The organism is Mesorhizobium sp. P2_F5 (genome assembly GCF_056403715.1).
On the sequence record NZ_JBFUEY010000003.1, the window covers coordinates 46,025 to 63,888 of the forward strand.

At 64.3% G+C, this 17,864-nt stretch carries 16 protein-coding genes; 9 read left to right on the forward strand and 7 right to left on the reverse strand.

Annotated features, from left to right (window positions below):
* Window position 1 precedes the first annotated feature (1 nt).
* Genes AC1DYO_RS04250 through AC1DYO_RS04260 form a run of 3 tightly spaced genes read right to left on the reverse strand, consistent with a single transcriptional unit; the run spans window position 2 to window position 4,193 of the window.
* Entirely contained in the window at window positions 2-1,885 is a 1,884-nt protein-coding gene (locus AC1DYO_RS04250) for an ABC transporter ATP-binding protein (RefSeq protein WP_477260643.1), read from the reverse strand.
* Window positions 1,886-1,895: 10 nt separating this feature from the next.
* Window positions 1,896-3,776, reverse strand: coding sequence for an ABC transporter ATP-binding protein (locus AC1DYO_RS04255; protein ID WP_477261443.1), 1,881 nt, complete (start codon window positions 3,774-3,776; stop codon window positions 1,896-1,898).
* Window positions 3,777-3,803: 27 nt separating this feature from the next.
* The gene (locus tag AC1DYO_RS04260) at window positions 3,804-4,193 is read right to left on the reverse strand and encodes a hypothetical protein (protein ID WP_477260645.1); all 390 of its coding nucleotides are present in this window, start codon (window positions 4,191-4,193) and stop codon (window positions 3,804-3,806) included.
* 445 nt (window positions 4,194-4,638) lie between these two features.
* On the opposite strand from AC1DYO_RS04260, the gene AC1DYO_RS04265 reads away from it, so the two are divergent.
* Both AC1DYO_RS04265 and soxR read left to right on the forward strand, forming a co-directional pair.
* Window positions 4,639-5,097: a tRNA (cytidine(34)-2'-O)-methyltransferase gene (locus AC1DYO_RS04265; protein WP_477260647.1), complete on the forward strand. Its 459-nt coding sequence runs from the start codon at window positions 4,639-4,641 to the stop codon at window positions 5,095-5,097.
* A 223-nt stretch (window positions 5,098-5,320) separates the two neighbouring features.
* Window positions 5,321-5,767 (forward strand): redox-sensitive transcriptional activator SoxR, encoded by a 447-nt coding sequence (gene soxR, locus AC1DYO_RS04270; protein ID WP_477260649.1) that lies wholly within the window; start codon window positions 5,321-5,323, stop codon window positions 5,765-5,767.
* Here the strand turns inward: soxR and AC1DYO_RS04275 are convergent.
* Window positions 5,764-6,021 (reverse strand): hypothetical protein, encoded by a 258-nt coding sequence (locus AC1DYO_RS04275; protein WP_112396426.1) that lies wholly within the window; start codon window positions 6,019-6,021, stop codon window positions 5,764-5,766. The genes soxR and AC1DYO_RS04275 overlap by 4 nt on opposite strands.
* A gap of 110 nt (window positions 6,022-6,131) precedes the next feature.
* On the opposite strand from AC1DYO_RS04275, the gene hemF reads away from it, so the two are divergent.
* From hemF to AC1DYO_RS04290, 3 genes are all read left to right on the forward strand, one after another.
* The gene (gene hemF / locus AC1DYO_RS04280) at window positions 6,132-7,046 is read left to right on the forward strand and encodes an oxygen-dependent coproporphyrinogen oxidase (protein ID WP_477260651.1); all 915 of its coding nucleotides are present in this window, start codon (window positions 6,132-6,134) and stop codon (window positions 7,044-7,046) included.
* Window positions 7,047-7,290: 244 nt separating this feature from the next.
* Window positions 7,291-7,551 (forward strand): DUF1344 domain-containing protein, encoded by a 261-nt coding sequence (locus tag AC1DYO_RS04285; protein WP_477260653.1) that lies wholly within the window; start codon window positions 7,291-7,293, stop codon window positions 7,549-7,551.
* Window positions 7,552-7,785: 234 nt separating this feature from the next.
* A complete protein-coding gene (locus AC1DYO_RS04290) occupies window positions 7,786-7,971 on the forward strand; it encodes a DUF1059 domain-containing protein (protein ID WP_112561098.1) in 186 nt (61 codons plus the stop codon).
* An 88-nt stretch (window positions 7,972-8,059) separates the two neighbouring features.
* On the opposite strand, the gene AC1DYO_RS04295 is transcribed toward AC1DYO_RS04290, so the two are convergent.
* The 3 genes from AC1DYO_RS04295 to AC1DYO_RS04305 are packed head-to-tail and all read right to left on the reverse strand — an operon-like array spanning window position 8,060 to window position 10,589.
* Window positions 8,060-9,331: a CCA tRNA nucleotidyltransferase gene (locus tag AC1DYO_RS04295; RefSeq protein ID WP_477260655.1), complete on the reverse strand. Its 1,272-nt coding sequence runs from the start codon at window positions 9,329-9,331 to the stop codon at window positions 8,060-8,062.
* Window positions 9,328-9,960, reverse strand: a complete 633-nt coding sequence (locus AC1DYO_RS04300) for a CoA pyrophosphatase (RefSeq protein WP_477261445.1) — start codon at window positions 9,958-9,960, stop codon at window positions 9,328-9,330. The genes AC1DYO_RS04295 and AC1DYO_RS04300 overlap by 4 nt, the downstream gene beginning before the upstream one ends.
* Window positions 9,960-10,589, reverse strand: a complete 630-nt coding sequence (locus AC1DYO_RS04305) for a DUF1285 domain-containing protein (protein WP_477261447.1) — start codon at window positions 10,587-10,589, stop codon at window positions 9,960-9,962. Before AC1DYO_RS04305 ends, AC1DYO_RS04300 begins: the two co-directional genes overlap by 1 nt.
* Window positions 10,590-10,790: 201 nt before the next feature.
* On the opposite strand from AC1DYO_RS04305, the gene AC1DYO_RS04310 reads away from it, so the two are divergent.
* From AC1DYO_RS04310 to AC1DYO_RS04325, 4 genes are all read left to right on the forward strand, one after another.
* A complete protein-coding gene (locus AC1DYO_RS04310; RefSeq protein ID WP_477260657.1) occupies window positions 10,791-11,795 on the forward strand; it encodes an AAA family ATPase in 1,005 nt (334 codons plus the stop codon).
* Window positions 11,795-12,709 (forward strand): DUF58 domain-containing protein, encoded by a 915-nt coding sequence (locus AC1DYO_RS04315; protein WP_477260659.1) that lies wholly within the window; start codon window positions 11,795-11,797, stop codon window positions 12,707-12,709. The genes AC1DYO_RS04310 and AC1DYO_RS04315 overlap by 1 nt, the downstream gene beginning before the upstream one ends.
* The gene (locus tag AC1DYO_RS04320; RefSeq protein ID WP_477260661.1) at window positions 12,706-15,531 is read left to right on the forward strand and encodes a DUF4159 domain-containing protein; all 2,826 of its coding nucleotides are present in this window, start codon (window positions 12,706-12,708) and stop codon (window positions 15,529-15,531) included. Before AC1DYO_RS04315 ends, AC1DYO_RS04320 begins: the two co-directional genes overlap by 4 nt.
* 207 nt (window positions 15,532-15,738) lie before the next feature.
* On the forward strand, window positions 15,739-17,826 hold the full coding sequence (locus tag AC1DYO_RS04325; protein ID WP_477260663.1) for a hypothetical protein: 2,088 nt from the start codon (window positions 15,739-15,741) through the stop codon (window positions 17,824-17,826).
* The last annotated feature ends 38 nt before the right edge of the window (window positions 17,827-17,864 follow it).

The following is a 17,864-nucleotide window of genomic DNA, read 5'->3' on the forward strand; positions in this document are numbered from 1 at the left end:
TCTACTCCGCCGGCCGCGTCTCTTCCAGCACGCTTTCCTCGTGATAGAGGAAGCCGCCGGACTGCCGTTTCCACAGCCGCGCATAGAGCCCGTCCAGCGCCACCAGTTCGTCATGCGTGCCTTGTTCGACGATACGGCCGCCGTCCAGCACCACCAGCCGGTCGAGTGCGGCAATGGTCGACAGCCGATGCGCGATGGCGATCACCGTCTTGTTCTCCATCAGCCGGGTCAGGTTCTCCTGGATCGCCGCCTCGATGTCGGAATCGAGTGCCGAGGTCGCCTCGTCGAGGATCAAGATCGGCGCATCCTTGAGGAAGACGCGGGCGATCGCCACGCGCTGGCGCTGGCCGCCCGACAGTTTGACGCCACGCTCGCCGACAAAGGCCTCGTAGCCGGCACGGTCCCGGTTGTCGCRCAAACCGAGGATGAAATCATGCGCCTCGGCCTTCTTCGCCGCCGCGACCACCTCGGCGTCGGTTGCATCCGGCATGCCTAACTTGATGTTGTCGCGCAGCGAGCGGTGGAACAGCGCGGTGTCCTGGCTGACGACGCCGATATTGGCGCGCAACGAGTTCTGCGTCACCTTCGACACGTCCTGCCCATCGATGGTGATCTGTCCGCTCTCGAGGTCGTAGAGCCGCAGGATCAGATTGGCGAGTGTCGTCTTGCCGGCGCCCGACGGCCCGACCAGCCCGACCTTTTCGCCCGGCCTGACGACAAGGTTGATCCCGTTCAGCACGCCAAAACCCTTGCCGTAGTGGAACTCGACATTCTTCACCTCGATGCGACCGCCGGCCACGACAAGCTCCTTCGCATCCGGCGCATCGACAAGCCCAAGCGGCTGCGAGATCAGCGCCTTGGAGTTTTCCAGCACACCGAGGTTTCGCAATATGCCGTTGAGCTGCATCATCACCCGTCCGAGCAGCATGTTGAGCCGCAGGACCAGCGAAAGCGTGAAGGCGACGGCGCCGACGGTGATCGACCCTTCGACCCAGAGATAGACGGCAAAGCAGCCGATCGCGGTGATCATGATGCCCGACAGCGTCGTCAGCGCCATGCGCACGCCGGTCAACCGGCGGGTGAAAGGCCGCAGCGCGTCGAGATAGATGTCGAAGCCGTTCCGGATGTAGCGATCGTCGCCATCGGCCGAGAACAGCTTCAGCGTCTGCACGTTGGAATAGGAATCGATGATGCGCCCATTGATCATCGAGCCAGCTTCAGCCGTGGCCTCGGCATGCCTGCGGATCGAGGGCAGATAGAGCTTGGCCAGCCAGGCGAAAGCGAGAATCCAGACCACCACCAGCACGGCCAGGCGCAGATCCAGCCCGGCGACCAGCGCCAGCGTCGTCACCGTATAGATGAGCATGAACCAGATGACCTCGATGAAGCTCTCCATCAGGTCGCCGGTCGCTTGCCCCGCCTGCCAGACTTTTGTCGCGATGCGGCCGGCGAAATCGTTCTGGAAGAAGGTGTAGGACTGGCGCGATGCATGCCGGTGCGCCTGCCAGCGCACCAGATTGTAGAAACCCGGTGTGATCGTCTGTTCGTTGACCAGCGCCGACAGTCCGACGACGACGGTGCGGATGACCGACACCACCACGATCATGAACACCAGCTCAGGCCCGGCAGCGGTCCACAGCGCGTGCCAGCTGCGTTCACCGGGAAGCTGGTCGAGAATGTCGACCAGCCGCCCAACGAAGTAGAACAGCCCGGCCTCGATCAACGGCGCGATGCCGCCGATGACAAGCATGGCAAAGAAGGCGAACTTCGCCTGGCCGACATAGTGCCAGAGGAAGCCGCCGACGCTTGACGGTGGCCGAAGAGTCGCTGGCTCCCTGAACGGATAGACCCAGTTCTCGAACCAGCGATAGACGGCTGTCATCATGCTGAAGTCATCACTCCGCGGCTTCTCCCTTGGCCACAGCGTCATTGGCGGCATCGACCGGGCCGTCGTCGAGCAGGAACCCGCCCGACTGGCGCTGCCAGAGCTGCGCGTAGAGCCCGCCGCTGGCGACGAGTTCCTCGTGCGACCCTTCCTCGATGACGCGACCCTTGTCGAGGACGACGAGCCTGTCCATCGCCGCGATGGTCGACAGCCGGTGCGCAATGGCGATGACGGTCTTGCCTTGCATGAGCTTGTAGAGATTCTCCTGGATGGCGGCCTCGGCTTCGGAATCCAGCGCCGACGTCGCTTCGTCAAGGATAAGTATCGGTGCGTCCTTCAACATAACGCGAGCAATGGCGATGCGTTGCCGCTGGCCGCCGGACAATTTGACGCCGCGGTCGCCGACATGAGCGTCGAACCCTTTACGGCCGGTGTGGTCCGAAAGCCCGCCGATAAACTCCAGCGCCTCGGCCCGCCCGGCTGCCTCGACAAGCATCTCTTCCGTGGCATCTGGGCGGCCGTAGAGGATGTTGTCGCGCACCGACCGGTGCAGCAGCGAGGTGTCTTGCGTGACCATGCCGATCTGCGCGCGCAGCGAATCCTGCGTCACCGATGCGATCTCCTGGCCGTCGATCAGGATCCTGCCGTTCTCCAGATCGTAGAAGCGCAACAGCAGGTTGACGAGCGTCGACTTGCCTGCACCCGAGCGGCCAACAATGCCGACCTTCTCGCCGGGCTTCACCGTCAGCGACAGGCTCTCGATGACACCCTTCTGCTTGCCGTAGTGGAAGCGGATGTCGTCGAAGCGGATCTCGCCCTTGGTGACCGCAATATCCTTCGCCCCCGGCCGGTCCTCGACCAGACGCGGCAGCGAGATCGAGGCGATGCCGTCCTGCACCGTGCCGATGTTCTCGAACAGGCCGGACATTTCCCACATGATCCACTGCGACATGCCCCACATCCTGAGCACCAGGCCGATGACCACTGCGACAGCGCCGATCGTCACCGCCTGGCCGAGCCACAGCCACAGCGCCAGCGCCGTTACTGAAAACAGGAGCAGCGCGTTGAGGATGTAGAGCAGGCCGTAAAGCACCGTCACCAGCCGCATCGACTGGTAGACCGTGTCGAGGTAGCCTGCCATGCCTTCCCTGGCGAACGTGGCTTCGCGGCGCGCATGGGAAAACAGCTTGACCGTCTGGATGTTGGTGTAGCTGTCGACGACGCGGCCGGTCATGGTCGAGCGCGCATTGGCCTGCGCCTCGCCGACCTTGCCAAGCTTCGGGATGAAGTAGCGCAACAGCCCGATATAGCCGAGCAGCCAGACGCCAAGCGGGGCCGCCAGCCGCAAGTCGGCCGAACCAACGATGAAGAGCATGCCGAGGAAATAGACGATAACGTAGTTCAAGACGTCGATCACCTTGATGACACATTCGCGCACGGCGAGCGCTGTCTGCATCAGCTTGGTGGCGATGCGGCCGGCGAACTCGTCCTGGTAGAAGCTCATCGACTGCTTCAAGAGATAGCGGTGCACCTGCCAGCGGATGCGCATGGGGTAGTTGCCCATCAGCGTCTGCTGGTTGAGCAGCGAATGCAGCCATACCGTGCCCGGCAGCGCAAACAGCACGACGAACGCCATGCCGGCGAGCTTCCAACTCTCGGTCTGCAGGAAGGTTTCGCGGTTCTGGCCGGAGAGCCAGTCGACGATGCGGCCCATAAAGCCGAACATCCACACTTCGGCCACCGCGATTGCCGTCACCAGCACCGCGTCGATCAGGATATAGGGCCAGGCGCCGCGCGTATAATGCACGCAGAAGGCGACCAGTGTCTTCGGCGGCTCGACCGGTTCCGCTGCGGGGAACGGATCGAGCCTTTTTTCAAACCAGGTAAACATAGTGATGCTCACAAATCAGTTTTCCGCTCACGCGGCGTGGGAAAGGTCCCCGGAGCGTACGAAGTCGGGGACCGACGGCCCGGAATCACCCGGGCCATCGGTCCTGCTTCGCGCAATATAGGGACTTGCGGGCTTTTCGCCGACAGCCGCGTTCGACTGAGCTGACGGCACGCCGCCGCCAGCCCGGTTTTTCGTGCCCGGTCGGATCAGCCGGATGATCCGGCGCACCAACGACGGCCGGCTGTGGTCGGGAACCGCACGCGAGAAATCGACATCCGGCAACATGCCGCGATGCGGACGCCGGCGGCTCTCGGCGTGAACCGCCGACGAATAGGTCTCGCCGATCAGCAACGCCCAGGTCGCCGTCTTGCGCTCGTGCAGGCTTCTTGAACCAGGTATTCTGTAGGGATCGAACATCGGTCCGTCCTCCGTGTGAAAATAGAGATAAAAAGGCGAAGCAACATCGTGCGCCGGCATTCGGCGGGAGGCGCGGATTGCATCGGTCGGGACGCGAGAACAGGCCTCGGTCAGGACACGCTCAGGTGGGGCGCTTGGCCCCTTCAACAGGTTGAAAAACATCGCAGGATTCCTTCGAAAGCCGAAAACTGGGTTCGGCGGGAATCGGTGCGATCAGATCTCAGAAGTCAGGTAAATCGTCGTACCGATACCGCCGGCAGGCAGGTAAGCCCACGAGAGGGGCGCTGGATGTGCATGGTCATCATGAAATACCCCTCCATCGGTTCGGGTTGACAATGCGTGCGGTATAATCGACTTCGCAGAAAATGGCCACCCGCAGGTCCAGCAATTTCCAAAACCAGGAGTCCGCTGTGGCCGATCTGCCACTTATTAGAAAGACGCGGAAATGAACTCTGGTCTCCGCATCGCCCTCTACCAGCCTGACATCGCCGGCAACACCGGAACAATCCTGCGCTTCGCCGCCTGCCTCGGTCTCGGCGTCGACATCATCGAGCCGGCCGGCTTCCCGCTCTCCGACAAGGCGCTCAAACGAGCCGGAATGGACTACCTCGAAATGGCTGCCCTGACCCGGCATGTCGACTGGAACGCCTTCGAGGATTGGCGCCAAGCGAGCGCGCGCCGGCTGGTGCTGCTCACCACCAAAGCCGCGACCGCCTATACGGCTTTCGCCTTCGCCAAAGGTGACGTTCTTCTGTTCGGTCGCGAATCCGCTGGCGTGCCGGATCCTGTCCATCAGGCGGCGGATGCGCGGCTGACGATCCCGATGCAGCCGGGCACGCGCAGCATCAACGTCGCACTGTCGGTCGCCATGGCCGCCGGCGAAGCCATCCGGCAGCTCGGCTAGAGCAATTCCAGGAAAAGTGCGAAGCGGTTTTCCGTCCGGAATTGCGTCAAGACAAGGACTTAGAGCAGTTAACCGTTTCCGTGAAATGGTGAACTGCTCTAGCGGTTCACCGTCAACTCCCGTCATCTTCGTCCAGGCGCACATCGCCTTCTCCTTCGTTTGCACATCCACGTTTTCTTGGCTACAAGCTCAACTTAAGTTGAGGTCAAGCGGAAAAATCGAGATGGCTCCGGTAAAGGAATTGACGGTCGGCCAGGTGGCCATGCGCAGCGGCGTGGCGGTGTCGGCGCTGCATTTCTACGAGGCGCGCGGGCTGATCCGCAGCCACCGCACGTCCGGCAATCAGCGACGCTATGGCCGCGATGTGCTGCGGCGGGTGGCCATCATCCGGGTTGCCCAGGAGGTCGGCATTTCGCTAGCCGAAATCGGCGCTGCACTTGAATCATTACCTGAAGGCCGCACGCCGACGCGCGAGGATTGGAATCTGCTTTCAACGGCTTGGCGCGACAACCTCGATCAGAAAATCAGCCAACTGAAGAAGCTGCGCGACGGCCTGACCGACTGCATCGGCTGCGGCTGCATGTCGATCGACAAATGCCCACTGCGGAACAAGGAAGACCGGTTGAGTGCCCAAGGGCCGGGGGCAAGGCGGCTGCTGGTGGAGTCCTAATCCGCCGCCGGCAGCCGCCGTATCGTGAATTCGATGACGTCGCCCGGCCGCTCGAACCAGCTTTCGATCTCGGTCCAGTAGGCTTGCTTGGGAAAGCGTTCGAACCATTCCTTGGCTTTGAGCCGCGCATCCGAGCGCGGCAGGACGAAGGTTTCGCGAAGGAAGCCGTCGCGCGGCATGCGCTCGTGCTCGGCGCGCGAACGGTCGAGCCTTTTCTTCAGGCCGTGCAGCGGCGGTCTGGCCGGGGTGCGCACGAGGTAACTCCTTGCTCGTGGTCAGACGGGACTTGACCCTTGCCCTTAAGAGATTAGGGATCGCGCCCGGAAAAGACGAGTCCTTTGTCGGCTGAGACCGGAGACCTGATTTGGAACGACCAGAAATACCGGCAGGCCTGCCAGCCGACATCGAACAGAAGAAAATGAAGGCCAGGCTCTGGTTCGAGACGCTGCGCGAGCGCATTTGCGCGACCTTCGAGCAGATCGAACAGGAACTGCAGGGACCGCTGGCCGAATGGTCGCCCGGCCGCTTCGAAAAGACACCGTGGGAACGCGACCAGGGCAAGGGCGGCGGCGGCACCATGTCGATGATGCGGGGCCGCGTCTTCGAGAAGGTCGGCGTCCACACTTCGACCGTCTATGGCGAGTTCTCGCCAGAATTCAGGAAGCAGATGCCCGGCGCCGAGGAAGACCCGAGCTTCTGGGCATCAGGCATTTCGCTGATCGCGCATCCCTGGAACCCCAAGGTGCCGGCCGTGCATATGAACACGCGCATGGTCGTGACGTCGCGCCATTGGTTCGGCGGCGGTGCCGATCTGACACCGGTGCTCGACCGCCACCGCACCGAGGACGACCCCGATACGATCGCCTTCCACCGCGCCATGCAGTTTGCCTGCGAGAAGAACGCCGCGGTCGCCGACCACCCCAAATTCAAGGCCTGGTGCGACGAGTATTTCTATCTGCCGCACCGTAACGAGCCGCGCGGCGTCGGCGGCATCTTTTTCGACTGGCTGCATTCAGCTGAGGACAAAGGCGGCTGGAACGCCGATTTGAATTTTGTCCAGGATGTCGGGCGTTCTTTTCTTGTCGTCTACGGCCACCTGGTTCGGGCCCATTTCAACGAAAACTGGACCGATGACGACCGCGACGAACAGCTCATTCGCCGCGGCCGTTACGTCGAATTCAACCTTCTTCACGATCGCGGCACCATCTTCGGCCTGAAGACCGGCGGCAATGTCGCCTCGATCCTGTCAAGCCTGCCGCCGGAGGTCAGGTGGCCGTAAAAATTCGGTGAGCGGAGCGTGAGCCGCAAAGCTGTCCCATTCGCCGAATCTGGGCATGCAATGTGGCGCCCTGATTATCTTTTTCGTCTAATAGGCAATTGAAATAAAAGGATTATTTGTCGTTTCCGGGTCGGGAAGCGCCGGTGGTTCGCTCCCGAACTGCGACTCGACGCAACCAGACGGCCCTTAACGAAGCGGAGCATTTTCCCAATCGAATGCCCGCATTTTTCCAGGAGTACTTACCATGCGCAAACTCATTGTTTCGGCTGCCGCCGCTGCCCTTCTCGCTTCCGGTTCGATCGCCTTTGCCGCGGTCAAGCACACCACGGGAACGGTCAAGACCTATGACGGAACGGCCATGAGCCTTGTTCTGGACGATGGATCCACCTTTACGCTGCCCAAGACCTTCAAGGATCCTGGCCTGAAGGCCGGCGAAAAGGTTCGCGTTTCCTGGGACATGAGCGGCAAGAACAAAGTTGCCGAGGCAGTCAAGATCATGAAGTGACGGACCGCCCGGAACTAGACCGAGTTGGTCTTTCTCCGGGTTAGCGTAGAGAGGCGGAGCAGCGCTGCTCCGCCTTTTTCGCGCCCACGGCAACCAAAACCGCCGAACCGTGTTATGCTTGTTCCCCCATACGTGCCCCCAAACCGACTGCTACGACAGGGCGCGCAACAAAGGTGGCGGAGCTTCGTGTGCCCATGAGAGGCGCAGGCTCCCAGGAGGAAAGGAGAAAATCCCATGAAGGAATTCCATTGCGGCTCGCTGGTTCCCGGCTGCGAGTGGCACACCCGTGCCGACGAGGAGGCCGAGGTCATGCGCCGCGCCGTCGACCACATGCGCGAGACGCATGGCGAAACGGTCATCCGCGAGACGATGATCGAAGCGATCCGTTCGCGCATCGAAAAGGTCCGCGACGCGGCCTGAACAAAAGCAATTCCAGGAAAAGTGTGCAGCGGTTTTCCCGGGAAAAGCGCGTAGCGCTTTCCCTAGGGAATTGCGGCACTAAGATACCCTACCCGGCCTTCAGGGCTTCCGCGGCGCGCTCAAGCAGCGCGTCGCGATCGAGCGTAAAGCCGGAGCCTATCCATTCCTTTTCGAGGTTTTTCAGGATCGCGCCGAGTTTCGGCCCGGGCGACGCGCCAAGTGCCGTCAGATCGGCGCCCTTGACCGGGAACACCGGTTTTTCCCATTTCAGCGCAAAAGCCAGCAGGCGCGAAAACCCGCCTGCCTGGGTCAGTGCGTCATTGTCCTCGACAGCGCGCGCCCGCGCCGAGGCGAGTGACAGCCGCAGGCGGTCAACAAAACCCTGGCGGTCGCCGGCATAAAGCTTCTTGGCCAGTTCGCCTTCGCTCGTCTTGGGCTCGACGGAAGCCGCCAGCGCCCAATGCCGTAGGCGATCCGCCTCATTGGTGGAGAGCTTCAGCCGCTCGGCCAATGTCGTCATCCGCGCGGCATCCGGGGGCACGATCGCCTCCAGCCTGAGCAGCGGATCCGGCGCCCAGTTCAGATCCTTCTCGGTCTTGGTCAGCCCGTGTATGGCATCGATGCCCCATTTCTCGCTCTCCGGCAGCGCGCTGGTCAGCACGCCGGCCTGGCGCATCCACAGCAGCGCGCGCGACGGGTCTGGGGCCAACAACAACTTCTTCAGTTCGGACCAGATGCGCTCGGCCGAGAGTTTTTCGAGCCCATCCTTGAGCCGGGCGCAGGCTTTCAACCCTTCGGCGTCGGGCCGACCCTCGCCATACCAGGCGAAGAAGCGAAAGAAGCGCAGGATGCGCAGATAGTCTTCGCGGATGCGCTGCTCGGCATCGCCGATGAAGCGCAGCCGGCGCGCCTCGATATCGCCGACACCCCCGACCAGGTCGATGACGGTACCATCGGCCTCGGCATAAAGCGCGTTGATGGTGAAATCGCGCCGCTCGGCGTCAGCCTTCCAGTCGCGTCCGAACGACACTTTGGCCCGGCGGCCATCGGTCTCGATGTCGGCGCGCAACGTGGTGATCTCATAGGGCGTGCCACCGGCGATCACCGTGACCGTGCCGTGCTCGATGCCGGTCGGCACCGCCTTGAAGCCCGCCGCCTCGACGCGACGGATGGTCTCGTCAGGCAGGCAAGTGGTTGCGATATCGATGTCGGCGACCGGCTGGCCGATCAGCGCGTTGCGCACTGCGCCACCTGCGATACGCGCCTGTTCGCCGCCTTGCGCCAGCACGGCAAGCAGCCGTTGCAGATGCTTTTCACCGAGCCAGTCGGCCCTGCCCGCCAGCGATATCGGATCACTCAAGCATAGAGCCTTTCATAGAGCGTGCGGATGATGCCGGCGGTGACGCCCCAGATACGCTGGCCACCATAGGGCATCTCGTAGAAGAACCATTCGAGGTCGTTCCACATGCGGCTGTCCCTGGTGTGATTGGCCGGATCCATCAGGAAGGAGAGCGGCACTTCGAAGGCGGCATCGACCTCGTCGGCATTGAGCGACAGCGTAAAACCGGGCTTGACGACCGCCAGCACCGGAGCGATGCGATAGCCGCTGCCGGCGACGTAGTCGGGCATGCGGCCGATGATCTCGATGCGATCGTGGCCGAGCCCGATCTCCTCGAAGGTTTCGCGCAGCGCCGCTGCTTCCGGCGTCGGATCGGTCGGATCGATGGTGCCGCCGGGAAAAGCCACCTGCCCGGAATGGCTGCGCAGCTTTTCCGCACGCTTGGTCAAGAGCACGGTCGCATCGCGCCCATGATCGACGACCGGGATCAGCACCGCCGCATCGCGCAAGGCTTTCAGCTGCTTCAGACGGGGATGGCCGGGATTGAAACGATGGTCGCCATAGTCGTCGCCGGCATGGGCTTCAGCCTGCGCCGCGACCCGCGCGCGAAAATCCGCTGTGGAAAACGGCGGCGGCGTCACCTGGTCCATCATGCGCTCAGCCGCTTCAGTTTTTCCGCCGGCATGATCGGATAGATCTCGCCTTTCGAGCGCACGGCAAACATTGTCTTGCCGTCGATGTCGATTTCCTCGCCGTGCTCGACCAGTTCGTACATAACCGGCCGCGACACCAGCGCTTCCAGCCGTCCGCGCACCAGCACATAGGGTTTTAGCCCGCCGGTCTCGTTCTCGTCGACGAAGCGCAACGGATGGCCAGGCCCGGCCTCGACGACATCGCCGACATTGGTGCGAAAGGTGATGATTTGCTCTTCGCCGGCGCCGGAAACGTCCATTTCGACGGCGATGAACGGCGCGTCGACGACTCGGATGCCGACCCGCTCGACCGGCGTCACCAGATAGGTCCTGCCATCCTCGTCCTTGCGCAACACGGTGGAAAACAATTGCACCAGCGGCATGCGGCCGATCGGCGTGCCGAGATAGAACCAGGTTCCGTCCTGTTTGATCTCCATGTCGAGATCGCCGCAAAAGTCGGGATTCCAGCGCTCGACCGGCGCCGCGCCCTTGCCGGCGCGGGTCGCGCGCGAGATCAGCGCCTCCAGGCCGCGCGCCTCTGTGGCACCGGTAAGGCTTTGTTCGCGATGTTCGGAGCGTTCCGTCATGGTCACGAAATAGTCACTGTTGTTCCGCTTGTCAGCCTAAGTCTGTGATTTAAGTTGAAATGCAGGCGCCAGGCGAGGCCGAATCGAGGCATTCTGCGGCACTACAATGCATGTCGCCCAGAAGTGTCGAGCGGTTCTGGGTCAACGACATGCATCAAAGAGAATGCAAGCCGGTACTTCCAACACAAGGATCGATGCGGCATGAGCGTGATGGTCAAGGAAAGCCCGATCAGCGAAAAGGACATGATCGCCCAGGCGGAGACGGCGCTGGCCGATATTTCCAGGGTCCGCGACGGCGTCGGCCGCGTCATTTTCGGCCAAGAAGCAGTGGTCGAGCGCACGTTGGTGGCGCTGCTTGCCGGCGGCCATGCGCTGCTGGTCGGAGTGCCTGGCCTTGCCAAGACCAAGCTGGTCGAAACGCTGGGCGTCGTGCTCGGCCTCGATTCGCGCCGCATCCAGTTCACGCCGGACCTGATGCCGTCCGACATTCTCGGCTCCGAGGTGATGGAGCAGGACGAGGCCGGCAAGCGCTCCTTCCGCTTCATCTCCGGGCCGATCTTCGCGCAATTGCTGATGGCCGATGAGATCAACCGCGCCTCGCCGCGCACCCAGTCGGCGCTGCTGCAGGCGATGCAGGAGTACCACGTCACCATCGCCGGCGTGCGCCACGACCTGCCGGCGCCCTTCCATGTGCTGGCGACGCAAAACCCGCTGGAGCAGGAAGGCACCTATCCCCTGCCCGAGGCGCAGCTCGACCGCTTCCTGATGCAGGTCGACATCCTCTACCCCGAAATCGAGGCCGAGAGGCGCATCCTGCTGGAGACCACCGGCATCGAGGACGCCAAGGCGCAAAACGTCCTGCAGCCGGCGCGGCTGAGGGAGATCCAGACGCTGATCCGCCGCATGCCGGTGCCGGAAAGCGTCGTCGACGCCATCCTTAAGCTGGTGCGCTCGGCGCGCCCCGGCCAGGGCAATGCCGAGACCGACAAGCACGTCGCCTGGGGCCCAGGTCCGCGCGCCAGCCAGGCGCTGACGCTCTGCGCCCGCGCCCGCGCCCTCTACGACGGACGGCTGGCGCCGTCGGTCGACGATATTCGCGCACTGGCCGAGCCGGTGCTGCAGCACCGCATGGCGCTGACCTTCGCCGCCCGCGCCGAGGGCACGACCGTTCGTGACGTGGTGGCGAAACTGGCCAAAGGCATCTGATGGCGCGTATCGGCGAAGTCCAGACACCGGCAGCGACGCGCGATGCGCTCGCCAGGGGCCGGTTGCGGGCTTCGCTGGTGCCGGACCTGCTGGTCGAGGCGCGCCGCATCGTCAACACCGTGATTGCCGGCTGGCATGGCCGCCGCAAACGCGGCATCGGGGAGAATTTCTGGCAGTTTCGCCCCTATGTCGAAGGCGATTCCTCGCGCATCGACTGGCGCCGTTCGGCCCGCGACGACCATACCTATGTGCGCGACCGCGAATGGGAAGCCGCCCACACGGTATGGCTATGGGCCGACCCCTCGCCCTCCATGCTCTACAAATCGACCGGCGCCAGCGTGTCCAAGGAATCGCGCGCGCTGGTGCTGGCGCTGGCCATGGCCGAATTGCTGTCGCGCAGCGGCGAGCGCATCGCCTGGCCGGGCCTGACCGATCCGTTCACCGCCCGCAACGGCGCCGAGCGCATCGCAGCGCAGTTGATGCACGCCACCGATCCCCCGGCAAAGCCTGATCTGTCCAGCATCCGCCGCTTCTGCGACATCGTCATCGTCAGCGATTTCCTCGATCCGGTCGAGGAGACCATGGAATGGCTCGACGTGCTGGCGCGTCATGGCGTGCGCGCGCATCTGATCGAGGTTGCCGATCCGGCCGAGGAGACCTTCCCCTATGCCGGCCGCACCGAATTCACCGATCCCGAGACCGGCGACAAGCTGACCGCCGGCCGCGCCGAAATGCTCGGCGATGAATACCGCCTGCTCTACACCGCCCGCCGCCAGGAGCTGGCCGGCTGGTGCAAGCGGCTCGGCTGGAGCTATACCGTCAACCACACCGACCGCCTCGCCTCCGAGGCGCTGGTGCGCATCCATATGGCGATGACCGCAGATGGCGCATTCGCGGGAAGGGCCAGCACATGAGCTGGCTGCCGCTCTCCTTTGGCGCTCCCATGGTGTTGTGGGGCCTGCTGGCGCTGCCGGTGATCTGGTGGCTGCTCAGGCTGACACCGCCCAAGCCGCAGACGGAGGTGTTTCCGCCGCTGAAGATCCTCGCCCGCGTGCTGAAGCGCGAGGAGACGCCACAGCAGAGCCCGTGGTGGCTGACGCTGCTGCGGCTGCTGATGGCCGCCCTTGTCGTCGCCGCCTTGGCCGAACCCGTCTTCAACCCGCGCGAAAAACTGCCGGCGGAGGGCGCAGCCCTGGCGTTGGTCATCGACAATGACTGGGCGAGTGCCGCCGACTGGGGCAAGCGCGTCGCCACCGCCCAGCGGCTGATCGCCGACGCCGGCTCGAACGGCGTGCCGGTCGTCATCGCCTTCACCGCCGAAAAGCCGAATGCCGAGATTGGCCCCTTCGACGCCGCAGCCGCCCTCGACCGACTGCGCGCCGCCAAGCCACGACCGATCCCGACCGACCGGCCCGCCGTCTATGCCCGCGTTGCCGGCGTGCTGGAGACCTTGCCCGGGGCCAGCGTTGCGGTTCTGGCCGATGGCCTTGCCGCCAAAGGCGACGAGGCCGCCTTCAACACGTTGTTGTCGAAAAATGCCGCCCGCGTTGTCTGGGCCAGTTCCGACCGGCTGACACTGACCGGGCTGACCGGCGCCGAGAACCAGGTCGACGGTTTCGCGCTGACCGCCATCCGCGCGCCGGGTGATCCGGCGCCGGCACAGGTCACCGCCGGCGCCTTCGACGACAAGGGCCGCCGCATCGCCGATGCGACGCTGACCTTCGCACCGGGCGAAACCACCGCCACCGGCACAATGGCGGTGCCGTTCGAACTGCGCAACGACTTCGCCTCGATCGCCCTCGACGGCGAGCGCCAGGCAGGCGCGGTGCGCGTGCTCGACGAAAGCTCGAAGCGCCGCCGCGTCGGACTGCTGTCGCAGGCCGAGGCCGACCAGGCGCAGCCACTTCTGTCGCCGCTCTACTATATCAGGCGCGCGCTGCAGCCTTTTGCCGATCTGGTCGAACCGTCGAGCGCCGACCTCGCCGACGCCATCCCGCAGCTCCTTGACCAGAAGCCGGCGATGATCGTCATGGCCGATATCGGCACCATTCCGCCGCAGGTCCATCAGCGGCTGGTCGACTGGGTCGACAATGGTGGCACATTGGTGCGCTTTGCCGGGTCGCGGCTGGCCGCCGCCGGCAATGATGACGACCTGCTGCCGGTCAGGCTGCGCACCGGCGAGCGTTCGCTCGGTGGCTCCCTGTCATGGACGACGCCGCAAGCGGTCACCGAATTCCCAAAGAACGGCCCGTTTGCCGACCTTTCCCCACCAGCGGAAGTCACGGTGAGCCGTCAAGTCCTGGCCGAGCCGACGCCCGACATCGTCGAGCGCACCTGGGCAACGCTGGCCGACGGCACGCCGCTGGTGACCGGGCTGAAAAAGGGCAAGGGCACGCTGGTGCTGTTCCACATCACGCCGGAAGCGACATGGTCGACGCTGCCGATCTCCGGCAGTTTCGTCGAAATGCTGCGGCGCATTGTGCAGCTGTCGCGCAATCAGGGTGCCGCGGTCGCCAACGCCGAAGCCGCCGCCACCTCGCTGGCGCCCTATCGCATGATCGCGGCCGACGGCTCTTTGGTGCCGCCGACGCCGGATGCACGGCCGCTGGTGCCCGTCGCCGGCCCGCTGCCGGTGACGTTCGAGAACCCGCCCGGCCTCTACGGCTCGGAAACCGGCGTCTTCGCCCACAATCTGCTTGACCCGGCCACCGCCTTCGCGCCGCTGGTGCGGCCGCAATTCACGGTGCCGGTGACCACTATCCAGTATGCTTTCGATGAATCGCGCGATCTCAAGGGTCCGCTGGTTACCGCGGCACTTGTGCTGATGCTGCTCGACACGCTTGCGGTGTTCTGGATGGGCGGGCTGTTGTCGCGCCGGCCGCGCCGCGCCAGGACGGCCGCGGCAACGACGGCTGCGCTGCTGCTCGGCCTCGGTATGCTGTTTGGCCATGCCGACCTCGCTCGCGCCGACGATGCCAAACCGGGCGACGCCGCGGCCATTGAGGACATTGCCAAGACCCGCATCGCCTATGTGCTGACCGGCGTGCCGGGTGACGATTCGATCAGCCGCGCCGGGCTCGAGGGCCTGACCCGCTTTCTGATCGAAAAGACCGCGCTTGAACCGGGCGCGCCGGCGGGCGTCGACATTTCGAAGGACGAACTTTCCTTCTATCCGCTGATCTACTGGCCGATCGACCCTTCCGCCCCAATGCCGAGCGAAGCGGCGATCGCCCGCATCGACGCCTATATGCAGCAGGGCGGCACGGTTCTCTTCGACACCCGCGACCAGTTCGCCAACGGCATCGGTGCGGATTCGGCGAGCCCGGCGACGGAGCGCCTGCGCGACATCCTCGGCAATCTCAACGTGCCGCCGCTGGAGCCGGTGCCGTCGGACCATGTGCTGACCAAATCCTTCTTCATCCTGCCCGAATTTCCTGGCCGCTTCGCCGGCAGCCCGCTCTGGGTGGAAGCCTCGCTCGACGCCAGCAATGCCGAGAACCGGCCGGTGCGCGTTGGCGACGGCGTCTCGCCGATCCTGATCACCGCCAATGATTTTGCCGGCGCCTGGGCCGTCGATGAGAATGGCGATCCGCTGTTGCCGACCGTGCCGTCGGACCCGATGCAGCGCATCTATGCGCTGCGCGCCGGCGTCAACATCATGATGTACATGCTGACCGGCAACTACAAATCCGACCAGGTGCACGTGCCCATCTTGCTCGAACGGTTGGGGCAGTGAGATGGCGGTATTGGCTAAATTCGTCTCGATCTTGTCTGGCGCCAGCGGCGCGGCCTCACCCTCCCCCTTGTGGGGAGGGTCGGCTCGCTGTCGCAGCGAAGTGAAGACTGCGAGACGGGGTGGGGGTGGAGCGCTAGCGCTCTGTCGCCTACCCCCACCCCGCTCCGCTACGCGGATCGACCCTCCCCACACGGGGGAGGGTAAACGATGAACTGGTCCATCTCCTTCGAACCGCTGCTATCCTGGCCCTTGCTGGCTTTGGTGCTGGCGCCTTTGCTGTTGCTGGCGGCAGTCGGCCTGTGGTTCCGCCAGCGCGGCGCGATCTTCCGCTTTGCAGCACTTCTTGCGCTGGGCGCCGCCCTGCTCAACCCGGTGTTCCTCGATGAGGAGCGCGAGGCGCTGAAAAGCGTTGTTGCCGTCATCGTCGACCGCAGCCAGAGCCAGGACATAGGCGACCGAACCAAACAGACAGACGAGGCGCTGGCTGGGCTGCAGCAGCGCCTTGGCCGCTTCAAGCAGTTCGACGTGCGCGTCGTCGAGGCCGGCAAATCGGAAGCCGCGGACGAGCGCACCGAGACCAAGCTTTTCGCAGCCCTCGAAGGCGCCTTCCGCGACGTGCCGCCATCGCGCATCGGCGGCGCGATCATGATCACCGATGGTGAGGTGCATGATGCGCCGCCCGCCGCCTCCGACTTCAACGCCCCGCTGCACGCGCTGATTACCGGCGACGAGCATGAGAAGGACCGCCGCATCCGCTTCGAGAACGCGCCGCGCTTCGGCCTCGTCGGCAAACCACTCGACATGACCTACCGGGTCATCGCCACAGACGGCGAAACCGGCCCGGTCGATGTCCGCGTCTCCGTCAATGGCGAGCAGGTCGCGGTCGAAGAAGCGACCATCGGCCAGGCCATGCCGCTGCAAGTGACCATTCCAGGCGCCGGCCGCAACATCGTCGAGCTCTCCATCGACCGCGAGCCGGGCGAGCTGACCGACGCCAACAACCGCGCCATCGCGCTGATCGACGGCATTCGTGAGAATTTGCGCGTGCTGCTGGTTTCCGGCGAGCCACATGCCGGTGAGCGCACATGGCGCAATCTGTTGAAGTCCGACGCCTCGGTCGATCTCGTCCACTTCACCATTCTGCGGCCGCCGGAAAAGCAGGACGGCACGCCGATCAACGAATTGTCGCTGATCGCCTTCCCGACCCGCGAATTGTTCGTCGAGAAAATCAAGGATTTCGATCTCATCATCTTCGACCGCTACCAGCACCGCGACGTGCTGCCGATCCTCTATTACGACTACATCTCCGAATATGTCGAAAAGGGCGGCGCGCTGTTGATCGCAGCCGGGCCGGAATATGCCGGCGACGCCTCGATTGCCCGCACGCCGCTAATGTCGTCATTGCCGGCGATGCCGACCGGCGAAGTCATCGACAAGGCCTTCTATCCCCGCCTCACCGATCTCGGCCAGCGCCATCCGGTGACGCGCGGCCTCGACGGCTCGGCCTCCGAGCCGCCGCACTGGAGTCGCTGGTTCCGCACCATCGGCGTGCAGAATCCCGAAGGCGAAGTGGTGATGAAGGGCGCCGACAACCGTCCACTGCTTCTGCTCGACCGCAAGGGCGAAGGTCGCGTCGGCATGCTTCTGTCCGATCAGGGCTGGCTGTGGGCGCGCGGCTTCGAGGGCGGCGGCCCGCATGTCCAGCTCTATCGTCGCATCGCCCACTGGCTGATGAAGGAGCCCGAACTCGAAGAAGAGCGGCTGACCGCCGACGGCCGCGGCATGGTGCTGGAAATCCGCCGCCAGACGATGAGCGACGACCCCGGCCCGGCCCAGGTGATCACCCCGTCGGGCAAGGCGCTGATCGTCAAGCTGGAAAAGTCCGAACCCGGCGTCTTCCTCGGCAGCATCGAGACCAAGGAAATCGGTCTCTACCAGATCGGCAATGGCGACCTGACCGCCCTTGCCCATGTCGGCCCGGTCAATGCGCCGGAATTCTCCGACGTCATCTCCACCGAAAACCGGCTGAAGGCTCCGGCGGAAGCCACCGGCGGCAGCGTGCGCCGGCTGGCGGCGTCCTCCGCCCTTGGCCAGCTCACCGGCGGCATCACCCTGCCCTCCATCGTCCCGGTCCGCGCCTCGGGTGCCGCCTCGGGCGCCGACTGGATCGGCCTGCGCAGCACCGATGACAGCGTGCTGAAAGCCGTCTCCCGCGTGCCGCTGTTCGGCGGCTTCCTCGGCCTCGGCCTGCTGCTGCTGGCGATGGGCGCGATGTGGTATCGGGAGGGAAGGTAGGAGCCTCGTCCTTCTCCCCTTGTGGGAGAAGGTGGATC

Excerpts from the sequence above, each read along its gene's own strand:
- AC1DYO_RS04255 (WP_477261443.1), bottom strand. The coding sequence starts at position 3,776 with ATGTTTACCTGGTTTGAAAAAAGGCTCGATCCGTTCCCCGCAGCGGAA.
- AC1DYO_RS04260 (WP_477260645.1), bottom strand. The coding sequence starts at position 4,193 with ATGTTCGATCCCTACAGAATACCTGGTTCAAGAAGCCTGCACGAGCGC.
- AC1DYO_RS04265 (WP_477260647.1), top strand. The coding sequence starts at position 4,639 with ATGAACTCTGGTCTCCGCATCGCCCTCTACCAGCCTGACATCGCCGGC.
- soxR (WP_477260649.1), top strand. The coding sequence starts at position 5,321 with ATGGCTCCGGTAAAGGAATTGACGGTCGGCCAGGTGGCCATGCGCAGC.
- AC1DYO_RS04285 (WP_477260653.1), top strand. The coding sequence starts at position 7,291 with ATGCGCAAACTCATTGTTTCGGCTGCCGCCGCTGCCCTTCTCGCTTCC.
- AC1DYO_RS04290 (WP_112561098.1), top strand. The coding sequence starts at position 7,786 with ATGAAGGAATTCCATTGCGGCTCGCTGGTTCCCGGCTGCGAGTGGCAC.
- AC1DYO_RS04300 (WP_477261445.1), bottom strand. The coding sequence starts at position 9,960 with ATGGACCAGGTGACGCCGCCGCCGTTTTCCACAGCGGATTTTCGCGCG.
- AC1DYO_RS04305 (WP_477261447.1), bottom strand. The coding sequence starts at position 10,589 with ATGACGGAACGCTCCGAACATCGCGAACAAAGCCTTACCGGTGCCACA.
- AC1DYO_RS04310 (WP_477260657.1), top strand. The coding sequence starts at position 10,791 with ATGAGCGTGATGGTCAAGGAAAGCCCGATCAGCGAAAAGGACATGATC.
- AC1DYO_RS04315 (WP_477260659.1), top strand. The coding sequence starts at position 11,795 with ATGGCGCGTATCGGCGAAGTCCAGACACCGGCAGCGACGCGCGATGCG.
- AC1DYO_RS04320 (WP_477260661.1), top strand. The coding sequence starts at position 12,706 with ATGAGCTGGCTGCCGCTCTCCTTTGGCGCTCCCATGGTGTTGTGGGGC.
- AC1DYO_RS04325 (WP_477260663.1), top strand. The coding sequence starts at position 15,739 with ATGAACTGGTCCATCTCCTTCGAACCGCTGCTATCCTGGCCCTTGCTG.